Genomic DNA, 24797 nt, shown 5'->3' on the forward strand with positions numbered 1-24797 from the left:
CCGCGGCCTTAGTTCCACTATCACTTTATCAAAAAAGTGATGTAATCATCTCCGTCGAGATTGATTACATCACTAATGTTAGTAAGTTTTTGTTTATTGCCGAATCGGGCTGCAGCGGGCAGAGAGCTACATGTAAGGGGATAACCACACAAATCCAAGACCAGGATTTATGCAGTCAGTCCCTTACACTTCGCTCTCTAAACGCCCACTTTCACACCTTTGACTTGCTTCCCCCCTTCATATCCTATATAATCAACCCCAGTCTATTTGATTGGAGTCGAACCAATCTAAAACGCAAAGAGGCAGATCATACATGATTTATTTTGATAATAGTGCAACAACGAAGGCCGATCCCGAAGTCGTTTCTACTTACGATAAAGTCAGTGAAAAGATTTGGGGTAATCCTTCCAGTTTACATCAGTTTGGTGAAGAAGCTTTCAACTTACTGGAACAGTCCCGCAAACAGATTGCTGATTTACTCGGTGCGTCTCAAAGTGAGATCCTGTTCACTAGTGGCGGTACCGAAGGCGACAACTGGGTTGTAAAGGGGACCGCCATTGAAAAACGGCAGTTTGGTAACCATTTGATTACAACGGCTGTTGAACATCCCGCCATTCATAATTCAATGGAACAGCTTAAGCAGTTGGGGTTTGAAGTCACTTATTTACCCGTAGATGAACACGGCCGAATCTCAATTGATGATTTGAAAGCAGCCATTCGGCCAACCACAATTTTGGTTTCCATCATGGCTGTTAATAACGAAATTGGGACGATTCAGCCGTTAAAAGAAGCAGCTGAAGTTTTGAAAGATTACCCGAAGATTCATTTTCATATCGATGCCGTTCAAGGAATCGGTAAGGGTATTCAAGATCTGATCATGAATGATCGGGTGGATTTTGTCAGCTTTTCTGGGCACAAGTTCCATGCGCCTCGAGGAATCGGTTTTATTTACGCTCGTCGAGGTCGCAAGATTGCACCACTGCTTACTGGCGGCGGTCAGGAACGTAACTTGCGTAGTGGTACCGAAAACCTGCCAGCAATTGCTGCCATGGCGAAGGCTTTACGGTTATTGTTAACGGATGAGAAGCAGAAAGTTGCTAAGGAAGCTGAGATCAAGCAACGGATTTTTGACCACGTTAAAAAATTCCCGTTGGTGACTACCTTTTCTGAAGATAATGATGGTTTTGCACCTCACATTCTGTGTTTTGCCATTCAGGGTGTCCGTGGTGAGACCATTGTGCATGCCTTTGAGGAGCAAGGTATCTACATTTCAACGACAAGTGCTTGCAGTTCTAAGAAGCATTTAGCATCAAGCACTTTGACTGCGATGCACATTCCCGAAAAACTTTCTACCAGCGCCATTCGGATTTCACTAGATGATCATAATACGTTGGCAGAAGCCGATGAGTTCAACAAGGTTTTTGACCAGCTATACGATAAATTTAAAATTTTATCAGCATAAGACTTAAACGAAAAGGAGAACCATATGCAATATTCTGAAATTATGGTGCGTTATGGCGAACTTTCGACTAAGGGGAAGAACCGGAAAGATTTTATCCGTCAACTTGGTCGAAATGTCCGTCATAGCCTTCATGACTTTGAAGGTTTAGATATCCGTGCGCAGTATGACCGATTGCACGTTGCGCTAAACGGCAACGACTCAACAGCAGTTATTGAACGTCTGAAGGGTGTTTTCGGTATCGAAAATTTTTCACCAGTGATCAAACTGGAAAAAGATTTTGAAGCTGTCAAAGAAACTGCCCTTCAAATGATTCAAGCACAGTATGAACCTGGCATGACTTTTAAGATCAATACTCGCCGTCAGGATCACCAATTTGAATATGACACCAACCAGATCAACGATAAACTGGGTGGTCATATTTTACGTAACGTTCCGGGAATCAAGGTTAAAATGAAAAATCCTGATATCACGTTACGAGTGGAAGTCCGTTTGAACGGTATTTTTCTAAGTAGCGAAACCATCCCAGGTGCTGGCGGCTTGCCTGTCGGTACTGGTGGTAAAGCAACCATGATGCTTTCTGGCGGAATTGATTCGCCGGTAGCAGCCTATCTTGGTATGAAGCGGGGCGTTAAGCTTGATATGGTGCATTTCTTTAGTCCGCCATATACCAGTGAACAAGCCTTGGCTAAGGCCAAAGAGCTGACTTCAAAGGTTGCTGGTTATGCCGGCAGCATTAACTTTATTCAAGTGCCCTTTACGAAAGTACAGGAAACGATTAAAGAAAAGGTGCCGGAAGGTTATTTGATGACCATTCAGCGCCGGATGATGTTGCGGATTGCGGCGGCCATTACATTAGCCCGTGGTGATAAAGGCGTCTTCACCGGAGAATCGCTTGGACAAGTGGCTTCGCAAACGCTTGAAAGCATGATGGCCATTAATGATGTCACTAATTTACCTGTACTTCGGCCCTTAGTTTCAATGGATAAGACCGAGATCATAAAGATTGCCGAAAAAATTGACACGTATGATTTATCAATTTTACCATTTGAAGACTGCTGTACGATTTTTACACCGCCAGCACCTAAGACCCGTCCTGACTTGGAAAAAACGCGTAATTTTGAAAAACTGATCGATGTGGACGGCTTAATGCAAGAAGCCCTCGATGGCATTGAAGTTACTGTGATTCATCCGGGTGAAAACTTTATGAATCAAAGCGAAGATGTTTTTGCTGAATTACTTTAATAGGTTTAACTGAAGAGAAGGTCATTTGACTCGTGTAAATTTTGTAACAGCGGGTAAATGGCCGTCTCTTTTTGTTTTGTAATAATGGCTTGAAATCTGCTTGCAATTTTAGACCTGACGCTGTAAATTTAAGCTATAGTTGCACCCAAAAGGAGTGTTTAATTGATGAAGGTTAAATTTAATGGTGAAGAAGTTGAATTGGAAGGTAATCCACCACAAGTTGGCGACCAATTACCGAAGTTTAAGTTGTTCAATCAGGATGGTGAGAAGGTTAAGATGGCACAACTGATTGGTAAGCCACTCATGCTGTCAATCGTGCCGGATCTGCAAACGCCTGTCTGCAGTACCCAAACGCATAAGTTTAATCAGCAGGCTGACCACTATCCAGATGCAACCTTTGTGACGATTTCAAACAATACGATTGCACAGCAAAAGAATTGGTGTGCGGCAGAGGGTGTTATTAACCTGCAGATTCTTTCTGACGAAGAGTTATCGTTTGGCTACGCGTCTAACTTATATTTACCTAATATGGGTGTCTTGACCCGTGCCATCCTAGTCGTTGATGCTGATGGTAAAATCACTTACGAGGAAATTGTTTCGGACGTCGCTCATGAACCAGATTATATTGCAGCGTTAAATGCTTTAGAAAAATTAACATCTAGAGTTGACGAGTAGCCTAAAAATGGCTATCATATCGAGTATAAGCAATGAGCAAGAGAGTCAGTCAAAAAGTTTCGCGCAGAGAGAAAGTCCATGGCTGAAAGACTTTTCGAACGATTGGTTGAGGGTAGCTTGCGAGCTGTCAGACCGAACATATAGTAAGTCTGACCGGAGTGACATCCGTTAACGATTGTTATTAAGAGGGGTTTAATAGCCCAATTTAGGTGGTACCGCGAAAAGCATTTCGTCCTATTTTTATAGGATGAGGTGCTTTTTTTCTTACATAGCAATCGAATTAGAAAGGGAGAGATCAGATGACAGATAAGTCGACAGAAATGCCACCGAAGTACGATCCGCAAGCCGTTGAGGCCGGACGTTATGACGAGTGGTTGTCAGAAGGGCTTTTCAAGCCTAGTGGAGACAAAAAAGCAAAACCATATTCAATCGTTATTCCACCGCCAAATGTTACCGGTAAATTGCATTTAGGCCATGCTTGGGATACGACGTTGCAAGATATGCTCATTCGTCAAAAACGGATGCAGGGTTACGATACGCTATGGTTGCCAGGAATGGATCATGCTGGTATCGCAACTCAGGCCAAGGTTGAAGCTAAGCTCCGTAAGCAGGGCATCAGCCGATACGATTTAGGCCGTGAGAAGTTCGTCGATAAAGTCTGGGAATGGAAAGATGAATTTGCCAGCACCATTAAGACACAGTGGGGCAAACTTGGCCTGTCATTGGATTATTCCCGTGAACGGTTTACCTTGGATAAAGGGCTATCCGATGCCGTTAAGAAGGTTTTCGTACAGCTCTATCGTAAAGGCCTGATCTACCGTGGGGAATACATAATCAACTGGGATCCCCAAGCGCGGACTGCTTTGTCTGATATCGAGGTTATTCATAAGGACGATAAGGGTGCCTTTTACCACGTTAAATATAAATTTGCGGATGGTAAAACTAAGCTTAACGGCAAGGACTACATCGAAATTGCGACTACCCGTCCCGAAACGATGATGGGTGATACTGCTGTTGCCGTTAACGCTAGTGATGAACGGTATAAGGATGTCATTGGCAAGAAGGTTATTTTGCCACTTGCTAACCGCGAAATTCCAATCATTGCTGATCAACATGCCGATCCAGAGTTTGGAACTGGTGCCGTTAAAATCACACCAGCTCACGACCCCAATGACTTTTTGGTAGGTAACCGTCATAACTTGGAACGAATCAACACCATGAATGAAGATGCCACCATGAACGAAAATGCGGGCAAATATGAAGGCTTGACCCGTTTTGAAGCTCGAGAAGCAATGGTCAAAGACCTTCAAGATCAAGGCTTGATGATTTCTATTGAACCAATCGTCCACTCCGTTGGTCATTCAGAACGGACTGGGGTTCAAGTTGAAGCCCGGTTATCAACTCAATGGTTCGTTAAGATGAAACCATTAGCAGAACAAGCTTTGAAGAATCAAAAAGGTGACGATAAAGTTGATTTCGTCCCAGAACGGTTTGAAGGGACGTTTACTCACTGGATGGAAAACGTTCATGACTGGGTTATTTCCCGTCAGCTCTGGTGGGGCCATCAGATTCCAGCTTGGTACAACAAGAAGACTGGTGAAATCTACGTTGACGAGCAGCCACCGAAGGACATCGAAAACTGGGAACAAGACAAGGATGTTTTGGATACCTGGTTCTCCAGTGCTTTGTGGCCATTCTCAACCATGGGCTGGCCTGATACAGATGCACCAGATTACAAGCGCTATTTCCCAACCAACACTCTGGTAACAGGGTACGATATCATCTTCTTCTGGGTATCACGGATGATTTTCCAGTCCCTTGAATTTACTGGCCGCCGACCGTTTAAGCACGTGTTGCTTCACGGTTTGATTCGTGACGAACAGGGACGTAAGATGAGTAAGTCGTTAGGTAATGGGATCGACCCAATGGATGTTATCGACAAGTACGGTGCCGATGCCTTACGTTGGTTCCTGTCTAACGGTTCTACACCTGGTCAAGATATTCGGTTTACTTACACTAAGATGGATGCCGCTTGGAACTTTATCAACAAAATCTGGAATGCTAGCCGATATGTCATCATGAATCTTGGCGAAATGAGCAAGCCGGAACTGCCTGACGAAAGTGAATGGGATTTAGCTGACCGTTGGATCTTAAGCCGTTTGAACAAGACGGTGGCACAAGTCACTGAGCAGTTTGATAAGTTCAATTTTGGTGAAGCTGGTCGTGCACTTTATGATTTCATTTGGAATGACTTCTGTGACTGGTACATCGAAATGAGTAAGGAAATCTTAACGGGTGACGATGAAAAAGCTAAGGCGAATACTCGTAATATTTTAGCTTACGTTTTGGATCAAACCTTACGTTTGTTACACCCAATCATGCCATTTGTGACTGAAAAAATTTGGTTGACCATGCCACACGATGGTAAATCATTGGTCACTGCTAAGTACCCAGTCGTGCATGATGAATTCGAGAATGCCCAAGCTGAATCACAGATGGCTAACTTGATTGAATTAATCAAAGCTGTTCGTAATATTCGTGCTGAAGCTAATGCGCCGATGTCATCAGAAATCGACGTGCTGATCAAGACGGATAATCACGAATTGGCCAACGTGTTTGAAACTAACCGTGATTACATTGACCGTTTTGTTCACCCAAAGGAATTGACAATCGGTGCCGACGTTAAAGCACCTAAGCTTGCCATGACTGGGATCATCACTGATGCCGAAGTTTATGTGCCATTGGCTGAACTGGTTGATTTGAACGAAGAAGCAGCTCGGTTGAACAAGGAAATTAAGAAGTTCGAAGCCGAAGTCGAACGCGCAAAGAAGAAGTTAAGTAACGAGCGTTTCGTTGCCAACGCACCCGATGATGTGGTTGAAAGCGAACGTCAAAAGCAAGCTGATAACGAATCTAAGTTAAAGGCAACCCAAGATCGTTTAGCTGCTTTAAGGGCTGAACAGTAATTGGTTCACATGTTATAATAAAATCTAGAATCAAAGGGGCGGGATCGATATTGATTCCGTTCCTTTTTTAAACGAGAAAAGTGGGGATTGATGAGGCATGGTGAAGAATTACGATGAAGCGTTAAATTTTATTCATGGCAGAACGAAATTTAAAAAAAGCGACCATTTGAATCGGATGCGGAAATTTTTGGAGTTACTTGGTGATCCTCAGAAGAACATCTCTGCTATTCACGTGGCTGGTACGAATGGCAAAGGGTCCACGGTGGCTTATTTGCGAGACTTGCTGATGTCGCAAGGATACACGGTAGGTACGTTTACGTCGCCGTTTTTAGTTCGTTTCAACGAACGGATCTCAGTCGATGGAGAACCTATTTCGGATGCGACCTTGATTAGCTTAGTCAATCAGGTTCAGCCGATCGTTGCCGAATTAGATGCAAATTACCCAGAAGGCGGCCCCACCGAATTTGAAATTATTACCGCAATGATGTTTCTCTACTTTAAAACGCAAGTTGACGTTGCCGTGATTGAGGTTGGCATTGGCGGTTTACTAGATTCAACCAACGTATTTACACCTGCCGTTTCGGTGATTACTACGATTGGGTTCGACCACATGAAGCTGTTAGGGAATACCTTGCCGAAAATAGCTGCACAAAAAGCTGGCATTATTAAACCTGATGTGCCGGTTGTGGCAGGACGACTACCACAGTCGGCAATGCAAGTGGTTGAAAAAACGGCTACTGCAAATAAGAGCCCGCTATATCGGCTGGGGCAAGAAATCACCGTTAAGATTAAATCGGAAGCAGGTTGGCAGGAAAAGTTCGACTATCACTTTGGCGACTACTTGTTTAAAGGACTAAAAATTAGTATGCTGGGCGATTATCAGGTGGACAATGCGAGCTGCGCTTTAACCGCGTTTATTCTGTATCAAGCCCAGAAAAAACAAGCTGTTAGCCGCTCGGAGGCTGTTTCTTCGTTAGCTAAAACGGTCTGGGCTGGCCGCTTTGAACCCATTAATCAGGATCCTCTGGTCGTTATTGATGGCGCCCATAACGAACCAGCCGTAGAGGAGCTGACGGCTTTATTAAAGCAGCGTTTTCACGATAATGAGATCTATATTCTGTTTGGCGTGCTTGCTGATAAGCAGCATGACAAGATGCTGGCTACGTTGCGCACGGTACCTAATCTGCACATTGTTTTAACGACCTTTCAGGGACCGGGAAGTCGTGCAGTTACGGATCCCGAAAAGTTAGCTGCTCAGTATCAAGATGACCAGCGCATCGAGGTTATAGACAACTGGCAGTTAGCAATTGGGACCATCTCTCAGCGGATGTCGGCTGAAGATTTATTTCTGATCACGGGGTCGCTATACTTCATTTCTGACGTTCGTGCGTTCTTTAAACAGCCCTGATTTAGGGTTGTTATATATGTAATATTTAATTTCTTTTAAATAACAAATTAATGCTTGCCAGATTGCCCCTTAATTGGTTATGCTTTTAATCGGCGAGTAGTTATTAAATTTTTGAGGTATGGTATAATAACACCTAGCAAATTAACAAGCAATCAAACAAGTGGTTGTGGCTAAATGAAGGGATGAAACAGATTGTTCGGATTAGGAACTAAAAACATTGGTATCGATCTTGGGACAGCTAACACGATCGTTTACGTGGACGGAAAAGGTATCGTCTTGCGTGAACCTTCAGTTGTTGCCAAGAATTCGAAGACCGGCGAGATTGTCTCAGTCGGTGAAGATGCAAGAGCAATGATTGGGCGGACACCAGCAAGTATCGTTGCCATTCGGCCAATGAAAGACGGCGTTATCGCTGATTATGATACAACCGTTGCAATGATGAAGTATTACATTCAAAAGACGTTAGGCAGCTCAAATGGCAAGCCTTACGTCATGGTTTGTGTGCCTAGCGGTGTTACTGAAGTTGAAAAGCGGGCCGTTATTGACGCTACCCGGGTCGCTGGTGCGCGTGATGCATACGTGCTTGAAGAACCATTTGCTGCAGCTATTGGTGCGGGACTTCCCGTTATGGATCCAACTGGTAGTATGGTTGTTGATATTGGTGGTGGGACCACTGACGTTGCTACCATTTCACTTGGTGGTATCGTGTCAAGCCGTTCAATTCGGATGGCTGGCGACAAATTAGATGAAGCAATCGTGGCTTATGTCCGTCAACATTTCAATTTACTGATTGGTGAACGGACCGCTGAACAGTTGAAGTGGGATATTGGTTCTGCTTCAAAAGAAGCTGTTAAGGCTGACGATGGTGCTTCTATTAGAGGACGTGACCTCATTACTGGTCTACCTAAGACAATCGATGTTTCAGCTGTTGACATCGCAGAAGCTATTCACGAATCAGTTGAAGAAATTATTAATGCGGTAAAGGAAACACTTGAAGAGACTTCGCCTGAAATCGCAGCCGATGTTATCGATCATGGGATTGTTCTCACTGGTGGTGGTGCTTTATTGCATAACTTACCAGATGTCATCGCAGATGCGACTAAGGTGCCAGTGTTTATTGCTAACGACCCGCTTGATTGCGTCGCTATCGGTACTGGTGAATCACTTAAAAGTATTGACGTTATGAAAAAGAAATAGCATTCGGGAGTGAGGCATTGGTTCTGGATAATCGTTGAATACGGTATTATTAGTATCTAGCAATTAGGAACACCTCCAGCCGTGTAAGCAAATAATTCCGTATGTTCATATTCAGAACATACGGAATTATTTACTTACAGGTATTCAGAAAAATGTCGCACTTTTTAATATTTAATGTAAAAAGAGAACGAGTCCATATATTGGCTCACTCTCCAATCACTGGAGGACAATCATGCATAAATTCTTTTCAAACCGACGATTGGTGATTGTGATTATTTGTCTAATTGTCAGTTTTGGGTTAATGAGTGTTTCTGTTGCCATTCGTAACAAGCGTTCGACACCACCTATGGTTCAACAGTTTGGTAACGATGTCGTGGGTTTAGTAAACCGAGTCGTTGCCTGGCCTGTTAGTGGCCTAAAGGGATCGGTCACGGGTTTTTCTGATCTGATGAATACTTATCAGGAAAATCAACGGCTAAAGAGTCAGGTCCAAGAACTGGCACAGACTAAAGTTCATGATCAAGCGATTAGTCAAGAAAACAAAAAGTTAAAGCAAGAACTTAAGTTAAACCACTCCTTAACAGATTACACACCAGTTAATGCAAACGTCATTGCGCGGACACCATCTGCATGGCAGAATCAAGTGATTATTGACAAGGGTAGTGCGGCTGGAATCAAGAAAAACATGCCAGTGCTGTCAGGTTCTGGTATTGTTGGTCGAATCTCTGAGGTTAACCGGACGAATAGTAAAGTCGAACTGCTATCGAACAGCAGCGAATCTGCTAACCGGTTTGCAGTGACGATTACGAATAAGAATGGTCAAAGTGTTCATGGCATTATTTCAGGCTATAATCGTGATAAGAACCTTATTGAGATGGGTAATGTGACGTCCAAGACCAAGATTGAAAAGGGCGACAAAGTTTCAACTAGTGGTCTTGGCGGTGTGATGCCGTCTGGCTTGTTTGTGGGTACTGTTGCAAGTACCGGAACGGATAATTACGGTTTGGCAGCTAAAATTTCGATTAAACCAGCCACTGACCTTTCTGAATTAAATGTTGTCACTGTAGCTGTTCGACAAGCACAAACAACCAATTAAGGAGGCAATTATGGTACGAGTAACTAAATTACGTTACGGCTTTCCGATTGGGTTGTTCCTGTTTTTCTACTTAGACGGGATTTTAGGGGCAGCATTTCCACGGCAATTATTTAGTGAACCATATGCGATGAGCAGCTATTTGGTTGTACTGTGGTTGGTATTTGCTGTTTTCTTTGAAGATCAAATTCAGATTCCGCTGGGTATTTGGGCGGCCATTGCCGGTGGCCTATTTGATGTTTATTACACGGGTGTTTGGGGCATCTTTATATTTGTATTTCCAATTGTGGTTGCCTTGACGAGAGCGTGTTATAAAGCTTTTCCAATTAACTTTTTAAGTGGTTTACTGGTTTATTTTATCGACATCACCGTGGTTTGCAGTCTCAGTTATTTTGGTAATTTAGTGGTTCATATGACTTCTGCATCGTTCACGGATATGATGGTTGATTCGTTAGCACCAACGTTAGCTTATAATTTGGCTGCTTACGTCATACTATATTTTCCAGTTCAATGGTTATTCAATCGTTTGAGGAATTAAAAAGGGGTCGGGAGTATGCAAGCTGTAGTGTTACGTGGCAATCAGGATGGTTATCAACTTGTGTTGGATCAGGCTGCTAGTTTTAAAGAAATCAAGGAGACGCTTAGGGAACTTCTTGATAATTTAGCTGCCGATTCCAATGCCACCAATCAAATTAGTTTTGACGTACTCAGCAATCAAAGATTATTGACTGCTGAGCAGAACCAACAGTTAGAACAAATTTTTAGTGAGTTTGATCATTTTCAGATTCATAAGGTGATTCCTGACGTCATCACCATTGAAGATGCCATTCATTTAAAAGAGCAGGATAACGTTCATCTGGCAACTCAGACCATTCGTAATGGGCAGACGCTGGAGATGAAGGGCGATGTTTTGTATCTGGGATTAATCAATGAAGGTGGCCGATTGCTAACTACGGGTAATATCTACGTCATGGGAACGGTTTTAGGCATTTTGCAAGCCGGCTATCCCAGTGGTGAAGACAAAGTGGTGATTGGTGATTTGCAACACGCACAGCAGATTCGCATTGGTGAACAAATCAGCATTGTGGAGACTGATCAGCCTTCAAAGGGCAGTCAGACTGTTGCATACGTCAACGATCTACACGTATTGGAATACGGCCAGTTAAGCGATTTAAAAACGATTAATCCAAAGATTTATCACCGAATGGGAGGCTAACGAAGATGGGAAAATCAATTGTAATCACCTCTGGTAAAGGAGGTGTCGGCAAAACAACTTCCAGTGCCAATATTGGTACCGCCCTTGCGTTAATGGGTAAGCGAGTTTGCTTAGTGGATTTAGATATTGGCCTTAGAAACTTGGACGTTGTACTTGGTTTAGATAATCGCATTATTTTTGATATCGTCGACGTTGTGGAAGGGCGTGCAAAGTTAGCACAGGCCTTAATTAAAGACAAGCGTTTTGATGATTTGTTATATCTACTGCCAGCTGCACAGAACACGGATAAAACCGCGCTTACAGAAGATCAGGCCAAGGCGATTGTGGATGAATTGAAGAAAGAATTTGATTATGTCCTAATTGATTGTCCTGCCGGAATTGAACAGGGCTTTCTTAACGCAATTGCTGGCGCGGATGCCGCAATCATTGTCACGACGCCAGAGATTTCCGCAGTGCGTGATGCTGATCGCGTGGTTGGTCTATTAGAGAAGAACCCGTTGAAGGAAGAATCACACTTGATTATTAACCGGATTCGTGGGCATATGATGGCCGATGGCGAAGCAATGGATGTTGATGAAATTACGCATCACCTGGGCGTTCCGCTACTGGGAATCGTGCTGGATGATGATGAAGTGATTGCTACCTCTAACCGGGGTGAGCCCATTGTTCTCGAATCTGAGAATCCGGCCGGTCGCGGTTACCGTGACATCGCTCGCCGTTTGGAGGGTGAGACGGTACCATTGATGAAAATTCAACAACCGAAAACGAGTTTTTGGTCAAAAATTAGTCACTGGTTTTCTCGTGGCTAACAGTTCAAAGTAGACTTCGCGGTGCAATTTACGCAATGAGAGTTGACAAGGAATATATTTAAGATATAATGAGAACTAATCTAATAAAACAAGCGTTGATCAGACTAGTAGTTAAGTTTAGTTAATCAGAGAACCCGCGCAGGTGAGAACCGGGTAACTAAGCTTGGTGAATCACATCTGGGAGTTGACTCTCTGAACGAAGTAGGGGAGCTCCGGTAAGCTCGTTATCGCTGAAGTTTATTATATAAACTTACTGAGGTTGGCTGTGTGAGCAGTCAGCGAATCAGAGGTGGAACCGCGAAATTATCGTCCTCTTAGCTTAATTGCTAAGAGGACTTTTTAATTTCATTAATAAACTTTGTGAGGATTACTGTGTAAACAGTAATCAAATTAGAGGTGGAACCGCGATATTGTCGCCCTCTTGGACTATTAATTAGTTCAAGAGGGCTTTTTTAATTAAGAAGGGGGAGTCATTATGCATTATGTATCTGAAATATTGCCATCACTACTGAGTGGTGCTTGGATGACCATCAAAATTTTCTTCTGGACATTAATTGCTTCAATTCCATTAGGGATTCTAGCTAGTTTAGGGTTAACGTCAAGGATTGCACCACTTCGTTGGATCTTGAAATTTTACGTTTGGCTAATGCGAGGCACGCCACTGTTACTGCAATTAATTTTCGTTTTTTATGGGCTGCCGATCATTGGGGTCATCTTCCAACGTTATGACGCTGCGTTGTTCGCTTTCATTTTGAATTACACTGCCTACTTCGCTGAAATCTTCCGTGGTGGTTTTCAAGCCATTGATCAAGGCCAGTATGAAAGTGCGCGGGTGCTGCGTTTGACCCGTGGACAAACACTTCGCAAAATCGTCATTCCACAAGTGATCAAGATTGTTGTTCCTTCAATTGGGAATGAAACGATTAATTTGATCAAGGATTCATCACTGGTTTACGTTATTGGATTGGGCGATCTGCTCCGTGCCGGCAACGTTGCGACTGCTAGAGACGTCACGTTATTACCATTAGTCTTAGTCGGTGTGATTTACCTACTGATGACTGCTGTTGCCACCTTTGTTCTACGTAAAGTTGAACAGCACTACCGGGCATGGCGATAAGCTAGAGAGGGGAAACGGATATGCTAGAACTTAAAAATATTAAAAAACAATTCGGCGGCCGCACCATTTTAGATAATTTCAACATGCAGGTGCCAGATGATCAGATTACCGCTATCGTAGGACCTTCAGGAGCTGGTAAAACCACCCTGTTACGTTGTATTAGTGGGTTGGAAAAGACCAATTCAGGATCATTTATTTTGGACGGAAAGACGTTTGATCCAGCCAATAACCGCGATAATGACAACGTTATCGGTGTTGTTTTCCAAGACTTTCAGCTCTTTCCTAATTTAACGGTTTTAGATAACATTACCTTAGCACCGCAATTAGTGTTAAAACAGTCGAAAACGGAAGCTGAGAAGCGGGCACAAGAGCTGATTGATCAACTTAACTTGACCGGCAAGGAAAGCTTATATCCTTACCAGTTATCCGGTGGTCAAAAGCAACGAGTTGCTATTGTGAGGGCGTTAGCGATGAATCCTAAGATTCTTTGCTATGATGAACCTACCAGCGCGTTGGATCCTGATTTACGGCAAACGGTTGAAAATATTATTCTTGGTTTGAAAAAGGATAACATGACGCAAATCGTTGTTACTCATGATATGCAATTTGCCGAAAACATTGCTGATCAAATTGTTCGTGTTGAACCAATTAAAGCTTAGTGGGGGGGAATAAAGCATGAAAAAAAGCATGAAGAAAATTTGGCTTTGTCTGATCATGCTGGTCTGCACCGTCTCACTACTGTCTGGTTGCAGCGGGGTCAGTGTTGGTAAGCGAGCCAACCACGTGGATAACTGGGACCGGATACAAAAACGTGGTTTCGTAACGGTTGGTTTGGATGATACTTTCGTGCCCATGGGCTTCCGGCAAAAGAGTGGCAAGCTGGTTGGTTATGATGTTGACTTAGCTCGGGCTGTGTTCAAACTTTATGGTATCAAGGTCAGTTTCCAGTCAATCGACTGGTCGATGAATGCCACTGAATTGAATAACGGGACCATTGATCTTATTTGGAACGGCTATTCTAAGACACCTCAACGTGAAAAGAAAGTCGCCTTCAGTGATACGTACCTGCAAAATGATCAAACCTTAGTTTCCCTGAGAAAGAATCACATCAATTCCTTTGCAGATATGCAGGGTAAGACATTGGGTGCTCAAGCTGGTTCATCGGGTGCTCAGGATATCAGTCAATACCCTAAGATGCTGAAGAACCGGATTAAGGGTAACTCCCCCGTCCTATATGACTCATTTACAAACGCATTCATTGATTTGAACGCTAATCGAATTCAAGGAATGATCATTGATTCTACGTACGCGGGCTACTACATTAATCACGAAAGTAATCCGAAAGACTATAAAATCACCAACGGTTCATTTCCTAAAGAGCAGTTCGGTGTTGGGATGCGTAAAACGGATACAACTATGCGTAACAAGATCAATCGTGGGCTGAAAATCTTAGCTAAAAACGGTACGTTAGCTAAAATCAACCATAAGTGGTTTGGTAATAGTGCTGATTCACCATTGTTAAATAATAAATAAACGCAAACTAAAAATCGTCCGGTACTTTACGAAGTACTGGGCGATTTTTGCTGTTTATAAATCTGGGAAGAAAGTGTCGTACAAGGCCTTGATGGCAACGTTGGCTTCGTCTTGTTTAATGCCAAACATCATTGAGATTTCAGAAGCACCCTGGTTCACCATGATTAACTTAACGTTTTGACGTGCCAAGGCATCGGTTGCTTTTGACATGATTCCAGTCCGGTTTGCCATCCCTTCGCCAACCACCATCAGTAAAGCATAGTTGTGAGAAATATGAATCTCGTCTGGCCGTAAAGCGATGACCAGTTCACGAATTAAAGTGTCTTCCAGTTCAGGCGTTAGCTGATCTTGTCGCATGATGACCGTTAAATCATCGATCCCTGAAGGCATATGTTCATACGAAAGATCGTATTCTGCCAGCAGTTTGAGTATTTTTTGTGAAAAGCGCTTTTTATCTAACATATACTTTCGGATATAAATACCGCAAAAATTTGGTGAGCTGGCAATTCCTGATACTGGATAAGCTGGATTGACCCGCTTGTGAGAGGTAATTGACGTGCCACGTTCACTGGGATGGTTGGTGTTTTTGACAACCACTTGAATATCTCCTTGAATGGCTGGAATCAATGCCTCATCGTGAAAAACTGAAAACCCAGCGTAGGAAAGTTCCCGCATTTCTCGGAACGTCATATTGTGAATGGCAATTGGATGGTGGACAACCTGTGGATTAGCGGCGTAAATGGCATCGACGTCAGTGAAATTCTCGTAACGTTTTGCGTGAACACCGCGAGCAATGATGGCGCCAGTAATGTCAGAACCGCCACGGGAAAAGGTGCAAATCTGACCCTGATCGTTGTACCCAAAAAAGCCGGGAATAACACGGACTAGCTTGCTATCTGACCATTCGCTGATGCGTTCATAGCTACTGGGGATAATTTCAGCGTCATCTGGCGAATCGGTAACGACTAAACCGGCATCTTTGGGGTCCAGAAACTTGGCATTAATTCCGGAAGCTTTCAGTACTTGAGCAATCAGCATGGCGTTCATTTTTTCACCATGAGCTTTAAAGGCTGCCATTAGGTAACCATCATCTTGATATTCTTGATGGGGTAAGTTCAAGATAGTTGTTTTGATCTGGTCGAACGCTGCTTGGGGAATGTTGAAGGCGGTGGCAATTTCTTCATAACGCGCGATTATTTGCCCAGTAATAGTGTCACTAGGTTCACCTTTTAAAGTAGCGTTGGCGTATTGAATCAGGAGATCAGTCACTTTGATATCACCAGCAAAACGCTTACCTGGTGCTGAGACGATCACGAAACGACGCTGATTATCGGCTTTAATAATGTGAACGACTTTGCTGACTTGAGTGGAGTTAGCTAAGGAACTTCCTCCGAACTTCACGACTTTCATTATAATTCCTGCTACTGATAACTTATAAAAAAGTTATAGATTATTCTTGCTTCTCCCTATCCTGCCTCGCATGAAACTCACTAATACAGTTGATATGATAGTCCACAAGCGTTAATTCCCGGCTAGCCACCGGTACATGCTTTGAAGCCTGTGCTTAGTAGGCTAGTTCAAAGTTTTCAGTATCCCTGATATTCAGGGCCGCATTAATATCACGATCTTCAATATAGTTGCAGTTCTGACATTCATACACCCGGTCTTGGAGTTTTAAATCAACTTTTTTATGACCACATTGGTGACACACTTTAGAAGTCGGTTCAAAACGGTGGGTTAAATGCACTGGAATGCCTAACTGCTGGCATTTAGAAACTAGCTTAATTCTGAAGTTATAAAAGCCTTGGTAATTCACAGCCTTAGCTAAATGCCGATTTTTCATCATACCTTTAACATTCAATACCCACTGTGGTTTGGTTCTCACCACAGTAGCGATAATCTTGTTTTGATAATCCGACTGAATGTTGGTTAACCGTTGATATAAGCGTTGCACTTTCCGCTGAGTTTTGGCTAGATTAAAATCAGTAGCAGATTTCCCTTCTTTCTGTCTTCTAGCTTTCAGTGCAAGATACTGACGGGACAACTTCCTTTGCAGGCGTCTAAGGCGTTTTCTGATTCGCCTTATCCGACTACTTTTATTCTGATTGTGATACAAAGTGCCATCGTTTAAAATGGCAAACTCTTTTAAACCAAGGTCAATGCCGATAGGCTCGCCGGTCAGTTCTAGCTTTGGTAATTCAGCCTGTTCCACTAAACAGGTCAGGTAATACCGACCAGCTTTGAATTTGATTCGGCCTTGTTTGATAACGAAGTGTTCTGAGTCTGTAGGAATATAGCCCAACTCTTTCAAACGTACCCAACCAAGCTTGGGTAACTTGATCCGGTGACGCTGACAGGGAATGATTTGCGTTTTACCGTTCTTAACAAAGTAGTAACTACCCTGACCGCGTTTAAACGAGCGCCAATGTGGGAAACCGCTCAGCTTCTTAAAAAAACGTTTCATAGCCATATCAGCATCAATAAAGGCCTGTTTAATGGATTTGGCATATAAATCCTTGATCCATAGATCATCAGGGTTAGCTTCTAGATATTTATGGTTAAACCACTTACTAAAGGCGTAAGCGGTTAAGTAGCAATAACCCATTTCGTAGCGTTGTTGATTGATATCCAAAAACAAATTATAGGCCCAACGACTGCCACCAATATGACAATCAATCTGCCAGGCTTGTTTTTCAGTTGGCTTAATTTCGACTTTGTAGGTGAGTAACATCAGTGGTTCCGCCTTATTGAATTTAATCACCAAGGTGAGGTGTCCCTCATATTATACGGGATGGCTTTATCTTAAAAAGCCTTTTAATGAAATTCATATAAATCACTACTTATAAGCTATCAGCTAATACGGAAAATTTAACGCCTAACTTTAACCTTGTGAAACCTTCTACCAGACTTATAAGAATACAGAATAGTATAGAAGCACCACTTTCCAAAGATTGATATCCTTTTACAACAAAAACAGTTACTGTTCATTCCTCCTACAGGCTTAATTTAACATTAAGAATAGCAAAGAAGTTGGTTAAAAGGCAAGTTGTGTCGTGAAAGTTAACCACTTTTAAATTCACCGAAATTTTTTGTTAATTTATTTTATTTTTCAATTCAAAAGGGTGGTGTTTTAGTTGTAAATCATCTAATATGGTTTGGTAATGTCCAAAGGAGGGCTAAATTTGCCAAAGCAATTAGCAAAGGGCGTTTGGTTAAACGTCATTCCAACGACCCAATTCAAAACGATTAGTATGACGGTTGATTTTATCGCGCCTGGCAACGTACGGGAGCTATCCAACCGAATTTTATTAGCTCAGCTACTGGAAACCAGCAGTGCTGACTACCCAACGCAAACTTCATTAGCGCAGAAACTTTCCATGATGTATGGTGCAAGCTACGGCGTGAATGTTTTTCGTTATGGGTTGCAGGAAGGGTTGCGCTTTTCAAGTACTATTATTAATGACCATTTTATCGGCGGTGAATCGCTGCTTAATGAGATGGTAAACTTCTTACACAGTGTTATCTATCGGCCATTGATTAACGATGATGCCTTCGAAACAGTAACGTTTGCTCGTCAGAAACAAAATTTACTGGCTTATTTAAAGTCGTTAAATGACGACAAGCAGTACTATGCTGAACAGCAACTCAGTCAGCTTTATTTTAAAAATGAGCCTTTTTTTGCCACCAGTCTTTATGGTGATGCAGAAACGATTAACGGTATTACTGCACACGATCTTTATGCGATTTATCAGCACTTACTAGCGACTAACCAGGTCCAGATCACAGTTGCAGGTGATGTTTCGGAAGCTGATTTAGTTGCTGCCTTAACAAACTGGCAGCTTAAAGATCGGCAAATTCAGACATCTGAATTGATTTATCGTCGCCCTGAGACCGAGATCGTATCGAAGACTGAAGGCCAGCCTTTGCAGCAATCAAAGCTGAATATGGCATACAAACTGCCAGTTTATTACCGTGACGCTGATTTTTATAAAGCCTTGGTGTTCAACGGCTTATTTGGTGGAACGCCGATTTCAATGTTATTTAAGAACGTTCGGGAGAAGAATAGCTTAGCTTACTACGCCTCTAGCCGATTTGATGGTTTTACCGGTACACTGCTTGTGCAAACGGGAATTGACCAGTCTAATGAAGCTGCAGTGAAGACGATTATTGCTCAGCAACTTGATACCATCGCTAACGGCCAGTTTAGTGATGAAGTTTTTAATCAAGTTGTTGCTAGTTTGATTAATGGCAGGGAATCGCGTTTGGATTCTCAGCGCGCATTGGTCAATCAAGTGATGCTGGATCAGCTGCTTCATAGCAGCGTCAGTGCAACTGAGTGGGTTAAACGAATTAAGCAAGTGACTAAGGAAGACGTAGCGATGATTGCTAAACAAGTTCATCTTCAGGCAACTTATTTTTTGAAGGGAGAGGACGCCAAGTGAAACAGCGACATTATTCGGATTTAGGCGAGACGCTCTATTCAGAAACGTTAGATAATGGTTTACGCGTTTATTTATTATCTAAAGCAGGTTTTCACAAAACTTATGCGGTGATGACCACAGATTATGGGTCAATTGACCAGTCGTTTGTACCACTAAATGGGACAGAACCAGTGACGCAACCTGCAGGGATTGCACATTTTCTTGAGCACAAAATGTTTGAGAAAGCTGATCACGACGCGTTTGATACGTTTGCGCACTTTGGTGGCAGTTCCAATGCGTTTACCAGTTTCACCCATACGAGTTATTTATTTTCTGCCACGCATCATTTGAAAGAAAATTTAGAAACGCTACTTGATTTTGTTCAGGATCCTTATTTTACGGATAAAACGGTTAATAAAGAAAAGGGCATCATTGGCCAAGAGATCCAAATGTATGAGGATGATCCTAATTCTCGGGCTTATTTTGGAACAATTGCTAACCTTTATCCTAATCAGCCATTAGCTGATGATATTGCCGGAACGATTGAATCTATTGCTAAAATCACTCCTGATGACCTTTATTTAGCTCATCAGACGTTCTATCATCCTAGCAACATGAGTTTGTTCGTAGTTGGCCGATTAGAACCATCAGAAACGTTAGCATGGATCAAGAGTAACCAGACAGCTAAACAGTTTGCTGAACCAGCGCCTATTAGGCGCATTCTGCCACCATTTTCAGACCAAATTATTGAACATAAACAATTAGTGATGCCGGTTGAACGGCCTAAAGTCACTATTGGAATCCGTGGCATGGACAAGCTGCCAGTAGGCATTGAGCGGCTTAAGTACGAGGACGCATTATCATTAGGCTTTACGCTCCTATTAGGTGAAACCGCGCCAGACTTCTTGTCATTGTATGATCAGGGCATTATAGATGACAGTTTTGGTTATAATATTGAACTGCAGCGTGGTGCCCACCACGTGATTATGGCGGGTGAAGCGGATGATCCTGCTGCCTTTGAGAATGCATTAAGTGATATTTTGCAGCATGCTGACGATAAGCTAGCAGCTGCTGGTGACCGGTTTGAAGCCGTTCAGCGGGAGGCTATCGGTAGCACGTTATCATCGTTTAATTCACTAGAAGCAATCGCCAATCAATTTGATGATCGGCTGTATGGTGAAGCAAACTTATTTGATGAAGTTGGTGTGGTTAAGGCACTGACCATGAGCGATGTTATTTCGACAATGCAACAATTTATTCGGACGGCTAGTATCAGTGTTCAAGAAATCGTTTCGGGTCATTAAGAAAGGCTTAAAAAGTTGTCAGACTTGAATTCATCGTTAAATCATGGTCTGACGTATGCTATACTAAGACTGAAATAATAAGACTTTATAGGTTATAGGTGGAGAAAAATTTATGAGTGAAAATACTAAGTCAATTGGCGAAACTTTACGTGACGCCCGGATCGCTAAGGGTTATACCCTGGATGACCTTCAGCAGACGACAAAAATTCAAAAGCGGTACCTGATTGCAATTGAAGACGGTAATTTCTCAGATTTACCAGGTGATTTCTACGTTCGTGCTTTTATTAAGCAGTACGCTCAGACCGTTGGTTTAGACGGGAACGAGTTGCTTGATGAATATAGTGATCAGCTACCAAGTACGAAAACGCAGGAATACGTGGATCGGGTTAATGAAGACAATCCATCTACTCGTTCCGCACAGCGTAAAGTGGATGATCGAGCGGCTAAGATTAAGCGTCAAGTCCCGATTGTTGCTGCCGTTATTGTGGTTGTCGCAGTGCTGATTGGGATTTGGTTGGCGACGACTAGAAGTTCGCAGTCCAGCAATAAAGCTCAAAACGTGGATAGCAGTTCAGTTTCGGTTTCTGGCAGTGCTGCTAAGTCTAGCTCTTCAGCTAAGGCTTCCAGCAAGAAGACCAACTCATCTTCTAAGAAGGTCTCAAAAGCCAGTTTCAGTAAGGTTTCGACTTCAGGAAATGCGACGACTTATACGATGAAGAACGCGCCAAAAGACAAAACGATTAAGATCAAAACGTCAAATAATGCGTGGGTATCCGTTACTTCTGCAGGGACTTCTGCCTTCCAGGGCACGGTGACTGCTGCCAAGACCCAAAGCGTTAAGGTGAGTGCAACTGCAACTTCTGTAACGTTGAATTTAGGCAATGCACCAGAGACTAAGATTACGATTGGTGGTAAAACATTACCAATCTCAACGGCTACGAGTTCAGCAACCACTGCTTCGTCAACGAATGCATCTTCGACGACAGGTTCGACTGCCGGTACCGCTAGTTCCGCATCGTCAACAACGACATCTCAGGTTCAAAATATCACCGTACAATTTAAGTAATCAAAAAAAGGTAAGCTGACTGGCTTGCCTTTTCTTGAGAAAGACGTATTTGGAGGGAACACCGTGAACTTACCTAATAAATTAACAATTGGTCGGATTATTCTGATTCCAATCTTTCTGATTATTCTGGCGGTACCAATGAACTGGGGATCAGTTGTCTGGTTGTCTACGAGAATTCCGGTCACTCAGATTGTAGCGGCGATTATTTTTGCCGTTGCCTCAATTACTGACTTTTTGGATGGTCAAATCGCTCGTCGAGGACATTTGGTGACTAACTTCGGTAAATTTGCTGATCCGTTAGCAGATAAAATGCTTGTCATGACAGCCTTTGTTTTGCTTGTTCAAATGGGCATGGCACCGGCTTGGGTCGTGGCAATTATCGTTTGCCGGGAATTAGCAGTGACGGGGTTACGCTTGATTATCGTTGAAAATAACGGTCGGGTCATGGCTGCAGCTTGGCCTGGCAAGATCAAAACAACGTCACAGATGTTTAGTATTATTTTATTATTATTGAACAATGTGCTGTTTGCTAACTGGCATTTCCCATTGGGGACAATTTTGCTCTATGTTTGCTTATTCTTTACGATTTACTCAGGAATTGATTATTTCGTTAAGAACCGAAGCGTTTTTGCAGATTCATTTAACGACTAAAAAGAAAAGGGTGTACTCTTTAGATGAGAGTGACCCTTTTTTACTAGAAACGACAGGAGGAATGCATGGATGAATGCCGAAATTATTGCTGTAGGTACGGAGTTATTGCTTGGCCAGATTGCTAATACTAACGGGGCTTATCTTGCTCAAAAATTGGCTGAAATTGGGGTTAACGTTTATTATCAAACAGTGGTGGGGGATAATCCTAAACGGCTTGAGAGCGTCCTAAGAATGGCTGAAAACCGTAGTGATTTAGTACTAACAATTGGTGGTCTAGGTCCTACTGAAGATGATTTAACGAAGCAAATCGTCGCACGACATTTGGAAGAGCCATTAGTGACGGATACGGACGCAAAGAAGAAAATTGATGAATACGCTGCAAAGACTGGCAAAAACTTAACACCTAATAATGCGAAACAGGCATTGAAAATCCAAAACGCAATCAGCCTCACTAATCATAACGGTTTCGCTGTGGGTGACCTTTATTTGAGCCACCATGGCACAGGCTATGTGTTATTACCAGGTCCGCCAGCTGAGTGCATAATGATGATTGATCGAGAATTAATTCCACAACTAAAAAAACGTGGGCAACAGAGTCACGTATTTACTTCTAGAGTGATGCGTTTTATCGGGATCGGAGAATCCAAGCTGGTGGATGATCTGTCCGATTTGATCGATCACCAGACGAACCCAACAATTGCACCATACGCAAAAATGGCAGAGGTGACGCTTCGTGTGACTGCTTCAGCAGCGAACGAAGATCAGGCTGAAACTTTGATACAAGACACAGTCGATAAGATACTCGCTCGTGACGGACAGTATTTTTATGGCTATGGGGATGATAATTCACTTGCAAACGTGGTTGTTAATCAACTTATCGACCGTAAACTTTCAATAACAGCAGCAGAGAGTCTAACTGCCGGTGAATTCCAAAGCACGATTGGAAGTGTTCCCGGTGTTTCAGCCGTTTTTCCAGGCGGATTTGTGACGTATGCGAACGAAGCCAAACATCAGTTGCTTTCGATCCCGTCTGATGTAATTGATTCGCAAGGCGTGGTTAGCGAAGCGACTGCTATTTGGATGGCCAAACAAGCACGGGCAAAAATGCAGACTGACATTGCCGTTTCCTTTACTGGTGTAGCAGGTCCTGATGAGCTTGAAGGGCAACCTGCCGGGACTGTGTGGATTGGCATTGCATATCGGGATGAGGAGCCAAAGGCTTATTTGTACCGCTTTACTAATGGTCGTCAGCAGATTCGAGCACGTTCGGTAATGGCTGGATTAGATCTCATTCGGCAAAGATTAGCGGTCAATTAAAATACGAACCTTTGTTCTATTTTTGCTTGCAATTTAGTGTTAAGAAAGGTATAGTTTAATTTGCAAATGGCTACTAAGGAGGAACTACATGGCTGACGAACGGCAAGCAGCGTTAGATGCTGCATTAAAGAAAATTGAAAAAAACTTTGGTAAAGGTTCTATCATGAGAATGGGTGATAAAGCTGATACTCAGATCTCAACGATTTCCAGTGGGTCGCTAGCACTAGATAATGCATTAGGTGTTGGTGGCTACCCTCGCGGTAGAATCGTGGAAGTTTACGGTCCAGAAAGTTCTGGGAAAACTACCGTGGCATTACACGCGGTAGCTGAAGTTCAGAAGAACGGTGGAACTGCAGCTTACATTGATGCCGAAAATGCACTGGATCCAGCCTATGCCACTCATTTAGGTGTTAACATCGATGATTTGCTGCTTTCACAACCTGATACTGGCGAACAGGGTCTAGAAATTGCGGATGCACTTGTGGCAAGTGGTGCTGTTGACATGATCGTTGTCGATTCCGTTGCTGCCTTAGTTCCTCGTGCCGAAATTGACGGCGAGATGGGGGACGCCCATGTTGGGTTACAAGCGCGGTTAATGTCACAGGCGCTTCGTAAATTATCAGGATCGATTAACAAGACCAAAACAATTGCGATTTTTATCAACCAAATTCGTGAAAAAGTTGGTGTAATGTTTGGTAACCCAGAAACCACTCCTGGTGGCCGGGCCCTTAAATTCTACGCAACGATTCGTTTGGAAGTTCGGCGCGCAGAGCAAATCAAGGAGGGAACCGATATTATCGGTAACCGTGTTCGGATTAAAGTGGTTAAGAACAAGGTAGCGCCGCCATTCAAACGTGCCGAAGTTGATATCATGTACGGGACTGGTATTTCACAGACCGGCGAGCTAGTGGACATGGCGGTTGACAAAGATATTGTTAATAAGTCTGGTTCATGGTATTCGTACGGCGATGATCGGATTGGTCAGGGACGTGAGAATGCCAAGGCTTATCTTGCCGAACATCCTGATACCATGGCAGAGATCAAAGCCAAGGTGCGTAAAGCTTATAACATGGACGGCACTACCGAAGATGATTCAGAACAACCGGTAGATGAAAAGAATGTTGAAACTTTAGACCTTGATGCCAAAGATAACAAGGATAATAAGGATAATAAGGATTCAAAAGCCCCTAAAAACAAACCTACAAAAGCATAATGATTAATATAAAAATCTGGGAGAGTTACTCCTAGATTTTTTTGTTTTATCAGGTGCAAAGAATATAGCTTTGAATTTAAATGGCTTATTTTGCCATTAAATTCTAA

The 24797-nt window shown here is 42.9% G+C and carries 21 protein-coding genes and 2 other annotated features; of the genes, 19 read left to right on the forward strand and 2 right to left on the reverse strand.

Annotated elements, in window-relative coordinates:
- Positions 1 to 313: 313 nt before the first annotated feature.
- The 13 genes from CES82_RS11430 (at position 314) to CES82_RS11490 (ending at position 14718) form a co-directional block, all read left to right on the forward strand.
- Entirely contained in the window at positions 314 to 1462 is a 1149-nt protein-coding gene (locus CES82_RS11430; protein WP_098826364.1) for a cysteine desulfurase family protein, read from the forward strand.
- A 24-nt stretch (positions 1463 to 1486) separates the two neighbouring features.
- Positions 1487 to 2704 (forward strand): tRNA uracil 4-sulfurtransferase ThiI, encoded by a 1218-nt coding sequence (gene thiI, locus CES82_RS11435; protein ID WP_098826366.1) that lies wholly within the window; start codon positions 1487 to 1489, stop codon positions 2702 to 2704.
- Positions 2705 to 2869: 165 nt separating this feature from the next.
- Positions 2870 to 3379 (forward strand): thiol peroxidase, encoded by a 510-nt coding sequence (gene tpx / locus CES82_RS11440; protein WP_098826368.1) that lies wholly within the window; start codon positions 2870 to 2872, stop codon positions 3377 to 3379.
- Between the two features lie 23 nt (positions 3380 to 3402).
- Positions 3403 to 3619, forward strand: a binding site (T-box leader).
- Between the two features lie 59 nt (positions 3620 to 3678).
- Positions 3679 to 6345: a valine--tRNA ligase gene (locus CES82_RS11445; RefSeq protein WP_098826370.1), complete on the forward strand. Its 2667-nt coding sequence runs from the start codon at positions 3679 to 3681 to the stop codon at positions 6343 to 6345.
- 97 nt (positions 6346 to 6442) lie between these two features.
- The gene (locus CES82_RS11450; protein ID WP_098826372.1) at positions 6443 to 7753 is read left to right on the forward strand and encodes a bifunctional folylpolyglutamate synthase/dihydrofolate synthase; all 1311 of its coding nucleotides are present in this window, start codon (positions 6443 to 6445) and stop codon (positions 7751 to 7753) included.
- A gap of 192 nt (positions 7754 to 7945) precedes the next feature.
- On the forward strand, positions 7946 to 8950 hold the full coding sequence (locus CES82_RS11455; protein ID WP_098826374.1) for a rod shape-determining protein: 1005 nt from the start codon (positions 7946 to 7948) through the stop codon (positions 8948 to 8950).
- Between the two features lie 232 nt (positions 8951 to 9182).
- A complete protein-coding gene (mreC, locus tag CES82_RS11460) occupies positions 9183 to 10046 on the forward strand; it encodes a rod shape-determining protein MreC (RefSeq protein WP_098826376.1) in 864 nt (287 codons plus the stop codon).
- A 10-nt stretch (positions 10047 to 10056) separates the two neighbouring features.
- Positions 10057 to 10581, forward strand: a complete 525-nt coding sequence (gene mreD, locus CES82_RS11465; protein WP_098826377.1) for a rod shape-determining protein MreD — start codon at positions 10057 to 10059, stop codon at positions 10579 to 10581.
- Positions 10582 to 10596: 15 nt separating this feature from the next.
- Positions 10597 to 11259 carry a septum site-determining protein MinC gene (locus tag CES82_RS11470; RefSeq protein WP_098826379.1) on the forward strand — a complete coding sequence of 221 codons (663 nt, stop codon included), beginning with the start codon at positions 10597 to 10599 and terminating at the stop codon, positions 11257 to 11259.
- Between the two features lie 5 nt (positions 11260 to 11264).
- The gene (gene minD / locus CES82_RS11475) at positions 11265 to 12068 is read left to right on the forward strand and encodes a septum site-determining protein MinD (protein ID WP_098826381.1); all 804 of its coding nucleotides are present in this window, start codon (positions 11265 to 11267) and stop codon (positions 12066 to 12068) included.
- Between the two features lie 86 nt (positions 12069 to 12154).
- Positions 12155 to 12385: a binding site (T-box leader), on the forward strand.
- 158 nt (positions 12386 to 12543) lie between these two features.
- A complete protein-coding gene (locus CES82_RS11480; RefSeq protein WP_098826383.1) occupies positions 12544 to 13185 on the forward strand; it encodes an amino acid ABC transporter permease in 642 nt (213 codons plus the stop codon).
- Positions 13186 to 13205: 20 nt separating this feature from the next.
- Positions 13206 to 13844, forward strand: a complete 639-nt coding sequence (locus CES82_RS11485) for an amino acid ABC transporter ATP-binding protein (protein ID WP_098826385.1) — start codon at positions 13206 to 13208, stop codon at positions 13842 to 13844.
- 16 nt (positions 13845 to 13860) lie between these two features.
- Entirely contained in the window at positions 13861 to 14718 is an 858-nt protein-coding gene (locus tag CES82_RS11490; protein WP_098826387.1) for an amino acid ABC transporter substrate-binding protein, read from the forward strand.
- Positions 14719 to 14772: 54 nt separating this feature from the next.
- Here the strand turns inward: CES82_RS11490 and CES82_RS11495 are convergent, their stop codons facing one another.
- Together CES82_RS11495 and CES82_RS11500 are read right to left on the reverse strand one after the other, a co-directional pair.
- Positions 14773 to 16128 carry an aspartate kinase gene (locus CES82_RS11495; RefSeq protein WP_098826389.1) on the reverse strand — a complete coding sequence of 452 codons (1356 nt, stop codon included), beginning with the start codon at positions 16126 to 16128 and terminating at the stop codon, positions 14773 to 14775.
- A gap of 154 nt (positions 16129 to 16282) precedes the next feature.
- Positions 16283 to 17479 carry an RNA-guided endonuclease InsQ/TnpB family protein gene (locus CES82_RS11500; RefSeq protein WP_225364904.1) on the reverse strand — a complete coding sequence of 399 codons (1197 nt, stop codon included), beginning with the start codon at positions 17477 to 17479 and terminating at the stop codon, positions 16283 to 16285.
- 421 nt (positions 17480 to 17900) lie between these two features.
- Here CES82_RS11500 and yfmF point away from each other — a divergent pair, with 421 nt between their 5' ends.
- From yfmF to recA, 6 genes are all read left to right on the forward strand, one after another.
- Positions 17901 to 19160, forward strand: a complete 1260-nt coding sequence (yfmF, locus tag CES82_RS11505) for an EF-P 5-aminopentanol modification-associated protein YfmF (RefSeq protein WP_180245735.1) — start codon at positions 17901 to 17903, stop codon at positions 19158 to 19160.
- Positions 19157 to 20443 (forward strand): EF-P 5-aminopentanol modification-associated protein YfmH, encoded by a 1287-nt coding sequence (gene yfmH / locus CES82_RS11510; RefSeq protein WP_098826393.1) that lies wholly within the window; start codon positions 19157 to 19159, stop codon positions 20441 to 20443. The genes yfmF and yfmH overlap by 4 nt, the downstream gene beginning before the upstream one ends.
- 112 nt (positions 20444 to 20555) lie before the next feature.
- Positions 20556 to 21509 (forward strand): helix-turn-helix domain-containing protein, encoded by a 954-nt coding sequence (locus tag CES82_RS11515; RefSeq protein ID WP_098826394.1) that lies wholly within the window; start codon positions 20556 to 20558, stop codon positions 21507 to 21509.
- A 63-nt stretch (positions 21510 to 21572) separates the two neighbouring features.
- Positions 21573 to 22160 carry a CDP-diacylglycerol--glycerol-3-phosphate 3-phosphatidyltransferase gene (pgsA, locus tag CES82_RS11520; RefSeq protein WP_098826396.1) on the forward strand — a complete coding sequence of 196 codons (588 nt, stop codon included), beginning with the start codon at positions 21573 to 21575 and terminating at the stop codon, positions 22158 to 22160.
- 69 nt (positions 22161 to 22229) lie between these two features.
- Positions 22230 to 23477, forward strand: coding sequence for a competence/damage-inducible protein A (locus tag CES82_RS11525; RefSeq protein ID WP_098826398.1), 1248 nt, complete (start codon positions 22230 to 22232; stop codon positions 23475 to 23477).
- Positions 23478 to 23565: 88 nt separating this feature from the next.
- The gene (recA, locus tag CES82_RS11530; RefSeq protein WP_098826400.1) at positions 23566 to 24690 is read left to right on the forward strand and encodes a recombinase RecA; all 1125 of its coding nucleotides are present in this window, start codon (positions 23566 to 23568) and stop codon (positions 24688 to 24690) included.
- The last annotated feature ends 107 nt before the right edge of the window (positions 24691 to 24797 follow it).

The sequence above is a fragment of the Secundilactobacillus silagincola genome (assembly GCF_002583405.1).
In the GTDB taxonomy this organism is placed as follows: Bacteria; Bacillota; Bacilli; order Lactobacillales; family Lactobacillaceae; genus Secundilactobacillus; species Secundilactobacillus silagincola.

Excerpts from the sequence above, each read along its gene's own strand:
- CES82_RS11480 (WP_098826383.1), top strand. The coding sequence starts at position 12,544 with ATGCATTATGTATCTGAAATATTGCCATCACTACTGAGTGGTGCTTGG.
- mreC (WP_098826376.1), top strand. The coding sequence starts at position 9,183 with ATGCATAAATTCTTTTCAAACCGACGATTGGTGATTGTGATTATTTGT.
- CES82_RS11470 (WP_098826379.1), top strand. The coding sequence starts at position 10,597 with ATGCAAGCTGTAGTGTTACGTGGCAATCAGGATGGTTATCAACTTGTG.
- minD (WP_098826381.1), top strand. The coding sequence starts at position 11,265 with ATGGGAAAATCAATTGTAATCACCTCTGGTAAAGGAGGTGTCGGCAAA.
- CES82_RS11485 (WP_098826385.1), top strand. The coding sequence starts at position 13,206 with ATGCTAGAACTTAAAAATATTAAAAAACAATTCGGCGGCCGCACCATT.
- CES82_RS11450 (WP_098826372.1), top strand. The coding sequence starts at position 6,443 with ATGGTGAAGAATTACGATGAAGCGTTAAATTTTATTCATGGCAGAACG.
- recA (WP_098826400.1), top strand. The coding sequence starts at position 23,566 with ATGGCTGACGAACGGCAAGCAGCGTTAGATGCTGCATTAAAGAAAATT.
- CES82_RS11445 (WP_098826370.1), top strand. The coding sequence starts at position 3,679 with ATGACAGATAAGTCGACAGAAATGCCACCGAAGTACGATCCGCAAGCC.
- CES82_RS11430 (WP_098826364.1), top strand. The coding sequence starts at position 314 with ATGATTTATTTTGATAATAGTGCAACAACGAAGGCCGATCCCGAAGTC.
- CES82_RS11515 (WP_098826394.1), top strand. The coding sequence starts at position 20,556 with ATGAGTGAAAATACTAAGTCAATTGGCGAAACTTTACGTGACGCCCGG.
- mreD (WP_098826377.1), top strand. The coding sequence starts at position 10,057 with ATGGTACGAGTAACTAAATTACGTTACGGCTTTCCGATTGGGTTGTTC.
- thiI (WP_098826366.1), top strand. The coding sequence starts at position 1,487 with ATGCAATATTCTGAAATTATGGTGCGTTATGGCGAACTTTCGACTAAG.
- CES82_RS11495 (WP_098826389.1), bottom strand. The coding sequence starts at position 16,128 with ATGAAAGTCGTGAAGTTCGGAGGAAGTTCCTTAGCTAACTCCACTCAA.
- tpx (WP_098826368.1), top strand. The coding sequence starts at position 2,870 with ATGAAGGTTAAATTTAATGGTGAAGAAGTTGAATTGGAAGGTAATCCA.
- CES82_RS11490 (WP_098826387.1), top strand. The coding sequence starts at position 13,861 with ATGAAAAAAAGCATGAAGAAAATTTGGCTTTGTCTGATCATGCTGGTC.
- CES82_RS11525 (WP_098826398.1), top strand. The coding sequence starts at position 22,230 with ATGAATGCCGAAATTATTGCTGTAGGTACGGAGTTATTGCTTGGCCAG.